Source organism: Vibrio sp. 10N.286.48.F5 (assembly GCF_041469785.1).
In the GTDB taxonomy this organism is placed as follows: Bacteria; Pseudomonadota; Gammaproteobacteria; order Enterobacterales; family Vibrionaceae; genus Vibrio; species Vibrio crassostreae_C.
Window position 1 is genome coordinate 75,678 of sequence record NZ_JBFRLG010000010.1, and the last position, 13,646, is coordinate 89,323.

The window sequence follows — 13,646 nt, forward strand, 5'->3', positions numbered from 1 at the left end:
TTAATGGGCGCGTTGTTTGTGGGATAGCGTGTGTCGACATAATGATTTGGTATATAAGGTGATTGGACACGACGAACGCAAGGCTAGTCGTGAAGAGCCGTAATTGATTGAATCGAAAATGCGCGTGAGTTATGACGCCATAGGCAAAGGCGAAAAAATCGTTTTTATCGCAGAGAATCCGTTACCTCGATGAGGATTGAAATCTTCAATGTGGACAAAAAATTCAAGTATCTCAGAGGGTTTATCGTCTTCGATTAACAAGAACTCAAGTAGTCCTTGTTCGACATGGCATGAAACGATGGTTTCGCTCGATTGATCAGCTGAAATCTGTTCAACATTGATCACAACGCTCGTCTCGGGTAACACATTGAAAGCATCTTGCGCGCACTTAAGAATACAGCTGCAGACATACTCTCGATATAAGGCATTGCCTTCAGAAACAGACATCGTCTCAAGCTTCACTTCACCTTGGCACAATACCTTTTTTCTTTAGGGATCACGTTATGTTTATTGACCTGAATATTGATTTCTAGCAGGTGACCATTCTTATAGGTATTAAAGTTATGGTTAATCAGCTTAATGTCGACTACCGCAGCGTTAATCGGGTTTTGTTGAGCTTCGGAAAGGGCTGATAGTTTTGCTTCACTATCGTTGTTTAATATACCTTTCGATAATTGGTTGCCCTTGGCCCAGTAGCTGTAGCTGTAGCTTTGAACCCAATGTACAAACTCTGTCTTGTATTGCTCGATGTCTTGTTCGGCGGCACGCTCAATATTGTTGGTGAGGGTGTACAATTTCGACTTGTTGCCTAGCAGCATATCTAGCCAGCTAGGCTTGTACTCATCGAGTGCTTCCATGGCTTTGACTTTATGATCGAATCGAACTGTTGGCATTACCGGAGCAGGCTCCATCGCAATCGACTCCCAATTCATTTTTGGGGCCGGAATGGTATGCACGGATTGGATTAAGTATAGGTGCTGATTGAATAAGTTCACTTCACTTACAGCGTCCTCAAGTTGTTTGGTATTCATCTACATTCCTGTCGACTGTTGTTCTTGTAATTTGGCGCTTAGTTTATGGTCAAAGCGCGCGAACAGCATTTAAATGAATGTGAATGATCTTTCGTGAGGTTACTTGATATTGGTTTAGGAATATTTCGACTGTGGAGAGATTAGCTTCTGTTTATGAGGGAGGAAGCGGCACATCGAGCCTGGCACAAAATGAACTCGAAACAACATGACAGGCAAGAAAAGCGAAACCCTGCGTTGAAAGCAGGGTTTTTATTGAATCAGTACTGAGTGACTGGTTAGGCAATGTGCGTCATTTTGTTAATCACAAAGGTTTCAATACAGTTTTCAGTCGCAGCCATGTACTCGGCGATGTGTTGGCTCGCTAAGTGTTTCTCTAGATGAGCTTCAGAATCCCAGTTCTCATGAAAAACGAAGTGAGCAGGGTTACTGTTATCTTGATGGAGGTCGTAGTTGATACAGCCTTCTTCGGAGCGGGTTTTATCGATCAATTTAATCATCTCTGATTTAACTAGCTCAGTTTTATCTTCTTTAGAGACGATCGTTGCAATAATGGTTAGCTTAGTCATTGTGAATTCCTAGGGCAATAAATCTCTGGGTCCGGGTAATATAAGTATCTATAAACCAAAGAAAAAGATACGATCTATCCAATGACTATGGCTGTTTGTGTCCATAATTCTCTTTGTAATCGCGAGATTTTTAATGAATTACGCTCATAAGAAAGCCCGACACTAAGCCGGGCATTTTAAAAAGTGAATGAATTAGTTACTGAAATCAGCCTTTACCCAGATCATGCGGTGGTCAGATGAAACATCTTTACCGTTACCATAATCACCAATTCGTGAGTCATTGAATAGCTTGCGTCCTTCTTCATAAGAAGCGGCCCAGTAAACACCAGAATCAACGATGTTAAGTGTTGCTGAAGGCAGTGCGTAATCTACAGCAAGTCCAAATGTTGAAGTGATACGGTTCGGTTGTGGGTGAGACGATGATTTATCTACCGCATGTTCAGCTGCGCCATAACTTGTTGGATACAAGCTGCCATTGGTGACGTCTTGGTTAACTAACGAGTCGTTATGCAAATCTTGCATTACAGAGCTAATGCCGTCGCCATCAACAGGATCTAGGTTTTGGTCACCCATCATAACAAAGTGCTTGCCTTGCTCTAGGCCACCTGTTTTTCCAGTGTCATCATAGATGAACGACTTGTTTTGGATGTATTGGTGCCAGAAGTCGACTTCCGCTGCGTTTTGCTCAATGTTCTTACCCACATCAAAAGCTGGAGGAGTAGGGTGTGACATCAACAAGTGAACGGTTTCTGTCCCGTTTTTAGTTGGAATTAGGATCGGCGCGTCAACGTGGTTTTTTGACGATAGACGAACTTCTTCCCATTCAGCTGCTGTGTACCACTCGTCGCCACAGTTCATGCCGACAGGGAACTTACTAGGATCATCACAAACTGTGATTGTTGGGATGGTTGCACCTTCAAGATCTTTCCATTTAAATTCTTGGAATGTGCGAGTGTTGGCCGTGTCTATCTCATATTTAGACATTAGAGCAAACGCATACTGACCATGGTAGAAACCGAAGCCCCACGCATCACCGGGAAGTGTTCCAAAATTACCGTCATTGTCTAAATCAAAACCAAATTCGTTCAACAAACCTGTATTGGTCGAGTAGCTTTCAAAATATGGATATGAAATTGGTTCTAGGTTCGCGTCGCCACCTGCACCTTCGATACTTTGAGCAACAGAAAGGTAGTTCTTCTGGAAGCCTTCGAGCGCTGATTTGTCGGTACCAGTACCATTATTGTTAAATTCAGCCATCATCAGCACATCAGGTCGATTCTTTTGAATCACGGCAGCGACGTTGCGGATCTGGATAACCTTGGCAGCTGTTACTTTGTCAGCGTCATCAATCGTGTTATCCAAATAGTCGGTTACTAGTTTTGTTTGAGCGCTTGGTTCAATCTGCATTTCTGTTACAAGGTCTTCGAAGGTGGCACGATCAAAAGACAAGTTATAAGTCGCGATCTTTACTTCTTCAGGTTGAACGTAATCTGTGTCACTGCTGCAACCAATCAAAAGTGCAGAAGAGATGGCGAAAGCGATAGATGTTTTTAACAATTTCATAAAGTGGGTCCGCTAAATGCTGAAAGAAATTTGGGACGCGCATGTTATGAGATGGATATCATTCTGTAAGTGATTCTTGTCACAGGCAAGGCTCTGAAGTGATATCTTGTTGCATTGAAAATGTGACATTTGGAACTAGTGTCTGTAATTAGAATAAAGACTTAAAATTCATAAATTTAATTAGAACTGTGAATTAAAAAAGCCCTCATAGCAATATAAGGGCTTCAGAATAAGAATCAAACTGTGTTGTTATTGGTGTGTTAAGCGTATTTTTTTGCTTTAAGCATATTGTTCCACTGTCATCGCCCAATTTTTCTTCTGTTGTTCGAAATTCATTTTGATTTGCTGATAACGAACCTTAAGAACAGAGTGTTCGTACTTCTTCACAACGTCTTCGCGCTTGCTTTCAAGTAGCTGTTTTTTAACTTCGTAATATTCGTTCATGTTTGATACTAGAGCATCAAACTCTTGTTGAAGCTTCTCTGCGATTTGTTGCTTGTCGGCACGATGCATGATTTTTTGCTGGGTGCGTTTAAGTAACATTGACGCTTCAGCTTTCTCAATACGAGCTTGAGGGGTTTTCTTAAGCTTACTTGCCAGTCCCATCAACGAAGCACTCTTAATCAACCATTTTGTTGGATCGTATTGCCACCAGTAGATGCCGTTACGGTAGTCGTTCTCAAAGATGTGGTGGAAGTTGTGGTAGCCTTCGCCGAAAGTGAGTACTGCTAACACACCGTTATCACGCGCTGTGTTTTTGTCAGTAAAAGGTTGGCTACCCCAGATGTGAGCAAGAGAGTTAATAAAGAATGTTGTGTGGTGGTTAAGTACCAAACGAACTGCACCTACGATTAACAACATGCCAATCACGTCACCGTAAATCACACCTAAAGCGATAGGAACACCGAAATTCATTAGTAATGCTAACAGAACATAGTGCTTGTGCTGCCACATAACAATCTTATCTTTTTTAAGGTCACGGCAGTTTTCGTAGTTTTCGTACATTGAGGTGCTGTAATTACGAACCATCCAGCCAATGTGTGAGTACCAAAATCCACGTTTTGCAGAGTATGGGTCTTTGTCGTTGTTATCGACATGCTTGTGGTGAACACGGTGATCAGAAGACCAGTGTAGCGCGCTGTTCTGCAGGGCAAATGCACCACCTAATGCAAACAGGAATCTTAGGCTTGAATGCGCTTCAAACGCTTTATGTGACCATAAGCGGTGATAACCTGTCGTGATTGAAAGGTTACAGAACGTAAAGCAGATTGCTAGCCATATCCAGTGCTCCATGCCATAGCCAAAAAAGTAGCCATAAACGGGAGCCGCTACAACAGCAAGCAGCATACTAAAAGAGAACACAAAAATATTGAGCCAGATTAATGGCGGCTTTTTTGTAGATTGTTTGTCGGCACTATTCATTAGCAAATTTCCATTGGGCTTACATCTGTGCGCTAGAATATCAGCGTACACGTGTAAGTCAATATTGAAAGTGTAAACGTGTATTAGTATGTTTTGCTTAAATATTGTATAAAGGTAGTGTGAAATGTAGTAGCAAGTCATAAATGGAAGTACTAAGGGCTAATAAATGGAAATTAAGGTAGCTGAATATAAAGATTATGAGCGGATTGCCCAATTACACGCGGATAGCTGGAAGCTATATTACCGTGGCATTCTTGCTGATGATTACCTAGAACATGATGTTTTGGAGGACAGATCTGTTATTTGGCAGACTCGTTTGATTAATCCTCCTTTCAACCAACATGTTTTATTGCTTGAGGAAGGCGGTTTACTGGTTGGTTTTGTCTGCGCGTTCGGTAATCACAACTTTGAGCGTGGTACGTTCATCGATGCGTTACATGTAGATAATAATTATCGTGGACGAGGTGTAGGCAAGCGTCTGTTGTCTGAATTGTCGAAGTGGTTGCAGCAATACTATTCGGACTCAGGGCTTTACCTAGAGGTGATGTCTGAGAACCACCAAGCGATTGCTTTTTATCAGGCGATTGGTGGCAAAGAAGAACTAGAGCAAGTTTGGAACGCACCATGTGGCAGCCAAGTGAATGAAAAAGTGATTTCTTGGAGCTCTCCCGTTGAACTTGAACAGAAAACAGCGAGCGTTGTGTATTCTTAGTCGATTCTTGTTGAATACTGTTTTTTTGCTGAGTAGCAGGTTCTTAACGAAGCTATTTTAAAGCAGAAGAACAAAGACAAAAGCCCCGAGTATTAAGTTGCTCGGGGCTTTTTTGATTGAATTAGTGGTCGTTTTAATGATTCGCAAAGATGCGTGAAATATTGGGCGATTAATCACACCATGTGATCTTATTCCTACCGCCTTTTTTCGAAATGTAGAGTGCTTGGTCAGCGTCGTCGATAAGCTGCTCGACAGAACCAAGGGCTTGAGGGGCATGTTTCACACCGATTGAAATTGTTACTTCTAATCTAAGGCGAGTAGGGGATTCTAAAAGGGCATTAACCAGCGATTCAATTGAAGCCTCGGTTTCTCCTTGGACCAGCACCAAAAACTCTTCACCGCCGTATCGAAAGCAGTTACTGCTAGTCGGTAGTCGTTTTTGAATCTCATCGGCCAGTTCTTTAATCACCATGTCACCCATTTGATGGCCGTAGGTGTCGTTAATCGATTTGAAATGATCAATATCTATCATGAGCGATGTAATGGATCGCTGACGGTCTATGCTCGGTTCTATCACCTGATGAAGATAAAGGCGGTTGTAGCAGCCCGTTAGTGCGTCTTGATAGGAAAGGGCCTCGAACATATTAGATTGTTTGCGAAGCTGAATCGCTTGTTTGCGGAGTTGCTCGGATTGAGCGAAACGTTTGTGTACTTCCAGGTCACGTCTAACACAGGCCGCTGAGATTAGGATGTAAGCCGAGATATAAACGGAAATTGTTTCTATTTCATGCTCTGGCTCCGCTTCATAAAGCAGTGGCGCAAGGCCGATGAGATAAGCCAAAAAGATAAACGACAGCGTAGATATACTGTATCTGGCTGACAATCTTGAAAACGTACCAATGTAGATCATCACTAAAATGATGCCACCTTGGTAATCGAAGTTGTTCAGCTCGATGGCTAGTCGACCGACATAGACCAAGAAAAGTGAGCTAATTACAAGGAAGGCACTTTCTACGAGTTCCAAAACGTTGGGTTTGTTTGTAATACAGTATCTGGCGGCGGCCATCATCAATAAAAAAAGTATGACTCGGAAAATGATAGGCGTAATGCACTCGCTACCAAAGTGGATGTAGTCGGTGACGATAAAAGCACAGAATATTGAGATAGGGATGTAGATGAAATTTATGTACGGCAAATAAATTTCATTATCGAAATAGGTTTTAAATCTTTGATTCTTGAACCCAGAATAAGAGCGCATTGAGAAATTAGCCGAGATTGATACACAATAATTTGCGTAGTATGTCACAGTCTTTGGGATTGTAAACGACCATTTCTATAGATTTGTCAGTATGTTAGCTAGATCAACAAACGGTAGCGGGCAATATTCACGCTCTATTATCGATAGAGCGTGAATATCTAGAGGCTGGTGTAAGAGTGGTAAACAGAAATTAAAGCAGATTATAAAAACTAATCGCGATTAACGCTTGTTCTTCAGGTAACGCTTACGACGCTCTTCTTTTTTCTTAATCTGTTGTTCCGCTTTCAGCGCAGCCGCTTCTTCAACTTCGATCAGCTCTTGTGTGATCATTTCTGGCAACTCAAGCGTTACCTTACCTAAAGTGCCATTACGCAATTCGTGAAGCAGGATTTCTGAACATTTGTGAATGTCGATATGACCACCGGCACGAAGTGCACCACGCTTACGACCAATTGCTTCCATCAATTCGATGTCAGACTCTGGCAGATCTTCAATTTGGTAACGCTCTTGCAAAAGGTTAGGGTACTGCTTTGCTAGGTACTCTACTGTGTAAAATGCCACTTCATCGTATTCCATTGCTGTATCTTTTACAGCACCTGTTGCAGCCAAGCGGAAGCCACTGTGTGGGTTTTCTACTTTAGGCCAAAGGATTCCTGGAGTATCTGAAAGGATCACGCCATTTTGCAGATTGATACGTTGTTGGCGACGAGTTACCGCAGGTTGGTTACCAGTAACCGCAATCGTACGTCCAGCCAAGCAGTTGATGATGGTCGATTTACCCACGTTCGGGATGCCCATGATCATTGTACGAATGTTTTTGCCCATCTGTTCACGGTGCGGTGCCAGTTTACGTACCAGCTCCATAACGTGGTTAACTTCTTCTTTTACGCTAGTCGTAATCGCAATCGCTTTAACGCCTTGCTCCTTCTCGAAGTGCTCAATCCAACGTTGAGTCAGTTCAGGATCTGCAAGGTCACGCTTGTTTAGCACTTTTACACAAGGCTTATCGCCGCGCAGTGAAGAGATCATTGGGTTTTCACTACTGAACGGGATACGAGCGTCCAGTACTTCGATGATCACATCAACTTGTGGGATAACTTCTTCGATTTCTTTACGGGCTTTATGCATGTGACCCGGAAACCATTGGATTTTACTTGCAACCATATGAAAAATATACCTTTTGTTTTTATGGTAAATCTGATGGGGTATCAGGTGGGGTACCAAAAGAAAAAATCAGATAGTGGGGGGACTAGAAGTATTTTTACGACCACCTTAAGCCCCATCAACATTGTTGTGATCATTTTAACACTTTAACTGTTTGGACGAAAATCATAGTCAATTTAATAAATTTCACTTAGGTAGGTGGAAGCTGTCTGCGAAATACATCATTCTACTTGAACGGGTTCAGCTCATCAGATTGTTGGTTGGGCGTAACTGGAGTCCAGACTAAATTTTAGGAGTTTTAACGGGTGTAGGAATACCCAGGAGGCATGTGCTGATTTATTGATATATAGCTGAAGAGAAGGCTAATAAAGATAAGCTCTGCCGACACTTTAGGCAAGGACATAAAGAGTATCGCAAAGGTAAAAGGATTAAAGTTGTAGCTATTATGAGGGTACTGTAAATTAGATAAAGGCGTCGCAGAGAGACAACCTTGAATATACTGATGCCTTACAAAAGGCATGAAGGCACGGTTTACAGCCGACAATGATCGTTATTTTAAGAATCTCGAAGCGATTGGCAAAACATTAGATGCTTAATTGCAGGCCGAAGAAGTGTCTCGAGTTTTTGGCAATGAGCCTTCATGTTCAGAGAAATATGCGTGGTTACTTAAATGGTGAAGTTTCGCTTTTGGACTTGAATTCGGTTTTTTAACGTATAACTATGGGCACCAGATGGACGAAAATAAAGAAAAGCCCTATAAATAGGGCCTTATTGAAGGTTGTGAATTGAGGCTGAAAGCAGTTAGTATTCTGATTTTCAGTGTTGACTTTTTTGTTATTTAAAAAAAGGTTTGATTTTTTGTTAACGAGAGTGTCGCATTGCAACCACAACTTGTGCTATTTCAGTTGCTCAAAGCGCATATCAATGAGATTTTTTATGATTTCATTGATGCTACTGTCTTCTTGTTCGACCAACCACATCAATCGCTTTTTCGTCCTGTCTGTCATCGATACGCTATAGGGCCTCTTACCATTACATTTATCTCGAAACTTTTTTTGACTCCATGCGCGCTTCATTTTACCAATCAAGAGTGATTTACGATCTGGCTTATCGTGAAGCATATCGAAAATCGCAACAATAGCGGCTCTTTTGTCTTGTTCGCTTGAAACGCTCCAGACTTTTGACTGAAGTCTGTAACCTGTATCTTTTATATACTTCCATGACCAATTGCTTTGAGCTGTTTGGTTTTCTTCAAGCCAGGCTGACATTCTCGTATCTTCCAGAATGGACTCCCAAGTGTTTAGCAGTGTTTGAATAACTTTACGCTGCTGTGATAGTTCTAGTTCGGAACTCCGAAAGCTATCAATGATATTGCTTTTCCTTGCAGTGAAATTATTACTCATTGGCTTAAAAGCGTCATGTGATAATCCATCAAAGTTTCTGCCAATATCAAGATCGAGGCCAAAGTCATGTAGTTTTATTTTGTTGGAGTTACCTCTTCTAAGCTGATCTCGAAACTTAATTCTGTCAAATATCTTGCTTTGTTCCCTCAGATAACACCATACCCAGTTACAGAAACGTTCATCTGAGTTATGGAGCCATAAAAAATCCTCACCAGATAGTTGACAGTTTTGAAAATCAGTCTTCATTTTCTTAATGTGATTACTGTTAATTTTCCCATTTTTTTCTAGGTAGGATAATTCCTGTCTAAGAGCATTCAAACATTCTTGAACGCTACTGAAACCTTCCACCGATTGAAAAGTATCCTGATTAAGGGCTTGATTTAGGTAGTTGATATAGAAGCTGCATTCGCGGAAGGAATAAGCATTAAATGGTTCTTTAGGTACGTGAAAAGCCATAGTTGATATGCCTCTGTCGTTAAGTTCAGTATCCAATATATATCATTAATTATAATTACTGTGTAGTAATTTTAGTGATATATATGTGATTTTTTGGTGGTTATTATGTGGTTTTAGTGTGAGTTATTAGTGAGGTTATTCTGCATTTTATTGTGGCAATTCATTGGTATTGTTGCTCTGAACGGTGAGCGGAACTAGGCTAGATGTACATAACTTCTGAGTGGATTACAGGACACCCGTATTACGTGCAGCATTGTCCTATAAGGTTTGTGACCAAGTAGCTGAAGAGCAGGAGTGTCGGTATGACTATTATCTGATAGTAAGGTGGGTAACTATAAGCGTTACACCTACCCTAAGTAGGTGATAGAGATAAGGTAAAAAATAAGATGAGTGGGGATACCTGTAGATAAACAACACAGGAACTAACTCATGAAAGAATCAACTTACCATGGACTAACTATTCAAGGTTCGCAGGAAGAAAATAACATGCTCTATCTCGATAGATTGCTTACTACAATGAACAGTGCGCTTGAAGAATACACGCGAGTGTACGCTATTCGAATTGATCTCAGATTGCCAGTCGATGATAGTTTCTTTGATTGTCTTAGCCGAGATGAAATTGTTAGTTATAACCTTAGACGAACAAACTTGATGAAACGCTTTACAGAGTCTTTAAGCGCCAGAATTGAAGCTCAGGCGCGAAAGATACGTGGAGAGCGAAAAAGAGTACATTCCTGTAATGTCAGGTATGCTTGGGTAAGAGAGCGTGATACATCATGTAACGATCATTACCATTTAGTTCTGTTTCTCAATAAAGAGCGCTTTTGCAAGGCAGGTGACTACTCAGGGCAAGATAGCTTAGCCGCTTTAGTGATAAAATCCTGGGCGAGTGCGCTTGGCTGTGCAGCCGAAGATGTTTGTCGTTTGGTCTACTTCCCGAGAAATCATGGTTATCACCTGGATTCAAACCACAAAGATTTTTCTTATTGGTACAGTAAGCTGTTTTATCGAATTAGCTATCTAGCAAAGAAGAGAACTAAGCGCTATGGCGAGGGGCATCGTTGCTTTGGCTGTAGCACTAGGTAACCTCGACTAAGAGATTAAAAAAGGGGAGAGAATCCCCTTATCCTTTGTGACGATCCCTCAAGTCCCACACGCGCCATTGACTCGCTTGAATGTGCAAAAGAGCGTCACGTTTAAGCTGAGTCAAGGTGAAGGTATTTGAGAAGATGTCACCACTTAGGCAGTGGCTACAGAACTGATGGCAGTTTTCATTTAACAGGGAATAGTCTGTTTGTACATCAAGCATAGCGCCTGCTATTTGAACAGTAGACTCATTGCCAACGGCTCTACCTTGGGCGTTGCAACTGACGTAAATTGAAAGGGCTGTGGTATCTGCTAGAAACTGACGAATTGATGCAGCTTCGATAAGGCCTTTGCCATTACGATGGATGATACGTCCATTTCCCATGTACACACCTGAATGCTCAGCATATCCAAATGCGAGATCGCAATACACAATGCTCCCCCTTACTGGACCGTCGGTTTTCCAGAATAAATTTTGGATTAAACTTTTCGATAAGCTGCCTACAACAAAGCTCCCTATTGCGTGATATGGATTCATGTTATTTACCTCTCAAATGTGATGATAACGAAACTCAAAAGGGCTCTGAGCTTAATGTTAATAAGGGATTAGCGGTCCCGCCCCCTGAGTAAATGATTAGGTTTAAAGTTCAAGAGAAACAAAGTCTTTATCGACTTCATCTTGAGTGATTCCTATATAGCGAAGTGTGACTCCCTCAGATGTGTGACGAAGCATTTTCATGACACGTCCTATATCTTTTGTGGATTGATAGAGAAAGTAACCTCGCGTCTTTCTCATCGAGTGAGTACCTAAAGCGATATTCAGTTCTTGGCCTACTTGCTGAAACGCCATTGACACGGCGCGTCGTGAGATTGGCTGGGGTGGTTTGTTTTTCAACTGTTGGCATCGGTGGGATTGAAACAAATAGATGTGGTCGGGATGTTGCTCTCTCAACCTAGCAATATGCTGCTGCGCTTTGGTATTGAGTTGAATGTTGGCGAGCTTTCCGGTTTTACTCTCTCGAATAATGACTCGGTCGCCATGAATGTCTTCAAAGCGAATCGACAACAAATCAGAAATCCTCAGTGCTAGGTTTAATCCGATATGCCATACATCGGCCATTTGTGGATGACAACGAATACTCAATAAGTGACCAACCATACGTATGGTGTCATCGTCTTTAATTGCTTGGACTTCAGCCATAGTCTGCTTCCTTTTTTGTCTGTAGAAGGGTGTTTTGGGAAGCACAGAGCAGACGATATTAAAGAACCCTTATACAGCAAGGGATGGAAGCTTCCCGTTTTAACAATATGGGAAGCAGCCTCGTTTTGGCTCTGTGCTGGTGGTTGTGCTGAATGTTTGTGATATGAAGTGGAGCGGGACGGTTAGTGGATAGGGTTGCTACGAGTGATGATTAACTGTACTCAACCTGAACTTGGTCGTAGGCGTTCATTTCTACATAAGCTAGAAAGTTACACTCCCACATTTCATATAGCTCGGTTGTTTCTTGCAGGTACATACCAAGCCATCCGCTGAAACGAGCGAAAGCGACGTTGTTAGCAAAATCAAAAGCCAAGTCAGGAACGAGCTCTGGTGTACCGGTTCCCACATAAACAAGGTCAGTGATTTCAATAAGAGCGATATGGCTATCTTTGATATCTACCGTAATAGATACAGGGTGAAAGCCGCCGTCCTTCGGGTGGTAATTGGTATCTTGAAAACAGATGGTCATTTTTCCTCGGTAATTAACATCATCAATAGATCGTTTGATTAAGTCTTTCAGTTGATGTGAAGGCTTAGCTCGCTTGCACGCGAACATAGCCAGATTGGCTGCTTGATTCATAGGAACCTCTTTGAAATAAGTTAGGATTAACGAACGGATATGATGTTGATTGAGATAGCCGGTTGCGTGATGAGAGTGTGAGTGATGGCTTTAAGCCAGCTAGCAAGTAAGGTTTGAACTTCTGGCCGTTGTAAGTTGCACTGCTTAATCTCTGGGTGGTAGAACCAACACCCTGCGAAGTTGAAATACAGCGATAACTCTTTTTGTGGCTTACCAGTAACCATCACATCAAAGGTGGCAATAAAGCGAAGTTGCCAAGGTGTTTTGCTTGATGTTCGCTCTAATTGAATTTCGATTGGTTGAAAGCGACTATTTATATCTTTAGAGCGTATGTTTAACGCTACCCGCTCGACTGTATTGGGGATGACGTTTTCAGACATAAGTGCTTCAAGAAAACAATGCATGGGACTAACGAGTTCATCATTTACCCCAGAGATAGAAAACTTATTCATATCCACCCCTTTTCTGCAAATGACACATAATCCTCACCCACAACGATGTGGTCCAACACTCGGATATCCACCAGCTTGAGAGCATCTACTAAACGCTGTGTAATGCGTCTATCTGCTTGAGAGGGCTCAGCAATACCTGAAGGATGGTTATGAGCAAAAACGACGGCAGCAGCGTTATGGTTTAGTGCTGCTTTGAGTACTTCGCGTGGGTAAATAGAGGCAGCATCAATGGTGCCAAAGAACAACTCTTCAAAACTGATCAATTGATGTTGGTTATCAAGAAACATCACCGCAAACACTTCTCGGTCATGAGCTCCTAATTTGAGTTTTAAGTACTCTTTGACATTAGTTGGGTTAGTGAACGTGCCTTCACGTTTGTATTTTGCAGCCAGTGCGTCGGCTGCACGTTCTAGCAGTTCATTTAACTCTGAAGTTTTAAATGGGTAATCGTGTTGGTTGTTGGCGTTACGCATAAGAGCTCCTTGGGTTATCTGTTTGGTTATGCGTACTGATGAAATATATCTGAGAGCATTTTGAATCGGGGTGTGAAGGAGAGTATTTCCAGAGACAGGTAAAAAATAACTCTCTTGCCGTTGTTATGTAGCAATCGCAATAGAGCGACGAATGAACAATCAACACAATTAGCTGGTGCAAAGGATGTATCGGCTTTTCAGTCTCTGGAGAGTATAAAA

Annotated in this window: 13 protein-coding genes and 1 pseudogene; 2 read left to right on the forward strand and 12 right to left on the reverse strand. The window is 41.8% G+C overall.

Translation table 11 applies throughout. The features are described 5' to 3' along the window. Window positions 1-129: 129 nt before the first annotated feature. From AB4185_RS08715 to AB4185_RS08730, 4 genes and pseudogenes are all read right to left on the reverse strand, one after another. A pseudogene (locus tag AB4185_RS08715) lies at window positions 130-1,031 on the reverse strand (hypothetical protein). Between the two features lie 275 nt (window positions 1,032-1,306). Next, window positions 1,307-1,597, reverse strand: coding sequence for a putative quinol monooxygenase (locus AB4185_RS08720; protein ID WP_065584768.1), 291 nt, complete (start codon window positions 1,595-1,597; stop codon window positions 1,307-1,309). A 192-nt stretch (window positions 1,598-1,789) separates the two neighbouring features. Then, entirely contained in the window at window positions 1,790-3,160 is a 1,371-nt protein-coding gene (locus tag AB4185_RS08725) for an endonuclease/exonuclease/phosphatase family protein (RefSeq protein WP_065584769.1), read from the reverse strand. Between the two features lie 279 nt (window positions 3,161-3,439). Next, complete coding sequence (locus AB4185_RS08730) at window positions 3,440-4,582, reverse strand: fatty acid desaturase (RefSeq protein ID WP_137002044.1); 1,143 nt, start codon at window positions 4,580-4,582, stop codon at window positions 3,440-3,442. Window positions 4,583-4,748: 166 nt separating this feature from the next. On the opposite strand from AB4185_RS08730, the gene AB4185_RS08735 reads away from it, so the two are divergent. Then, the gene (locus tag AB4185_RS08735; protein WP_017062600.1) at window positions 4,749-5,294 is read left to right on the forward strand and encodes an N-acetyltransferase; all 546 of its coding nucleotides are present in this window, start codon (window positions 4,749-4,751) and stop codon (window positions 5,292-5,294) included. 169 nt (window positions 5,295-5,463) lie between these two features. Here AB4185_RS08735 and AB4185_RS08740 read toward each other — a convergent pair whose 3' ends face one another. The 3 genes from AB4185_RS08740 to AB4185_RS08750 form a co-directional block, all read right to left on the reverse strand. After that, complete coding sequence (locus tag AB4185_RS08740) at window positions 5,464-6,489, reverse strand: GGDEF domain-containing protein (RefSeq protein ID WP_017070587.1); 1,026 nt, start codon at window positions 6,487-6,489, stop codon at window positions 5,464-5,466. A 282-nt stretch (window positions 6,490-6,771) separates the two neighbouring features. Further along, window positions 6,772-7,716 carry a ribosome biogenesis GTPase YlqF gene (gene ylqF, locus AB4185_RS08745; protein ID WP_372135350.1) on the reverse strand — a complete coding sequence of 315 codons (945 nt, stop codon included), beginning with the start codon at window positions 7,714-7,716 and terminating at the stop codon, window positions 6,772-6,774. An 896-nt stretch (window positions 7,717-8,612) separates the two neighbouring features. Beyond that, window positions 8,613-9,611 carry a hypothetical protein gene (locus tag AB4185_RS08750; protein WP_133154074.1) on the reverse strand — a complete coding sequence of 333 codons (999 nt, stop codon included), beginning with the start codon at window positions 9,609-9,611 and terminating at the stop codon, window positions 8,613-8,615. A gap of 393 nt (window positions 9,612-10,004) precedes the next feature. Between AB4185_RS08750 and AB4185_RS08755 the strand changes: the two genes are divergently transcribed. Then, a complete protein-coding gene (locus AB4185_RS08755; RefSeq protein ID WP_086714178.1) occupies window positions 10,005-10,661 on the forward strand; it encodes an inovirus Gp2 family protein in 657 nt (218 codons plus the stop codon). A gap of 37 nt (window positions 10,662-10,698) precedes the next feature. Here the strand turns inward: AB4185_RS08755 and AB4185_RS08760 are convergent, their stop codons facing one another. The 5 genes from AB4185_RS08760 to radC all read right to left on the reverse strand — a co-directional run bounded on the left by AB4185_RS08760 (window position 10,699) and on the right by radC (window position 13,427). After that, on the reverse strand, window positions 10,699-11,199 hold the full coding sequence (locus tag AB4185_RS08760) for a lecithin retinol acyltransferase family protein (protein ID WP_102333512.1): 501 nt from the start codon (window positions 11,197-11,199) through the stop codon (window positions 10,699-10,701). Window positions 11,200-11,301: 102 nt separating this feature from the next. Continuing rightward, window positions 11,302-11,862, reverse strand: a complete 561-nt coding sequence (locus AB4185_RS08765) for a tyrosine-type recombinase/integrase (RefSeq protein WP_102333511.1) — start codon at window positions 11,860-11,862, stop codon at window positions 11,302-11,304. A gap of 211 nt (window positions 11,863-12,073) precedes the next feature. Continuing rightward, a complete protein-coding gene (locus AB4185_RS08770; RefSeq protein ID WP_017102422.1) occupies window positions 12,074-12,502 on the reverse strand; it encodes a DUF2787 family protein in 429 nt (142 codons plus the stop codon). A gap of 26 nt (window positions 12,503-12,528) precedes the next feature. After that, window positions 12,529-12,954, reverse strand: a complete 426-nt coding sequence (locus AB4185_RS08775) for a DUF2787 family protein (protein WP_102333510.1) — start codon at window positions 12,952-12,954, stop codon at window positions 12,529-12,531. Continuing rightward, entirely contained in the window at window positions 12,951-13,427 is a 477-nt protein-coding gene (gene radC / locus AB4185_RS08780) for a DNA repair protein RadC (protein WP_102333509.1), read from the reverse strand. The genes AB4185_RS08775 and radC overlap by 4 nt, the downstream gene beginning before the upstream one ends. Window positions 13,428-13,646 lie beyond the last annotated feature (219 nt).

Coding starts and splice junctions, on each gene's coding strand:
- AB4185_RS08775 (WP_102333510.1), bottom strand. CDS start 12,954: ATGAATAAGTTTTCTATCTCTGGGGTAAATGATGAACTCGTTAGTCCC.
- AB4185_RS08770 (WP_017102422.1), bottom strand. CDS start 12,502: ATGAATCAAGCAGCCAATCTGGCTATGTTCGCGTGCAAGCGAGCTAAG.
- radC (WP_102333509.1), bottom strand. CDS start 13,427: ATGCGTAACGCCAACAACCAACACGATTACCCATTTAAAACTTCAGAG.
- AB4185_RS08755 (WP_086714178.1), top strand. CDS start 10,005: ATGAAAGAATCAACTTACCATGGACTAACTATTCAAGGTTCGCAGGAA.
- ylqF (WP_372135350.1), bottom strand. CDS start 7,716: ATGGTTGCAAGTAAAATCCAATGGTTTCCGGGTCACATGCATAAAGCC.
- AB4185_RS08725 (WP_065584769.1), bottom strand. CDS start 3,160: ATGAAATTGTTAAAAACATCTATCGCTTTCGCCATCTCTTCTGCACTT.
- AB4185_RS08720 (WP_065584768.1), bottom strand. CDS start 1,597: ATGACTAAGCTAACCATTATTGCAACGATCGTCTCTAAAGAAGATAAA.
- AB4185_RS08730 (WP_137002044.1), bottom strand. CDS start 4,582: ATGAATAGTGCCGACAAACAATCTACAAAAAAGCCGCCATTAATCTGG.
- AB4185_RS08765 (WP_102333511.1), bottom strand. CDS start 11,862: ATGGCTGAAGTCCAAGCAATTAAAGACGATGACACCATACGTATGGTT.
- AB4185_RS08735 (WP_017062600.1), top strand. CDS start 4,749: ATGGAAATTAAGGTAGCTGAATATAAAGATTATGAGCGGATTGCCCAA.
- AB4185_RS08760 (WP_102333512.1), bottom strand. CDS start 11,199: ATGAATCCATATCACGCAATAGGGAGCTTTGTTGTAGGCAGCTTATCG.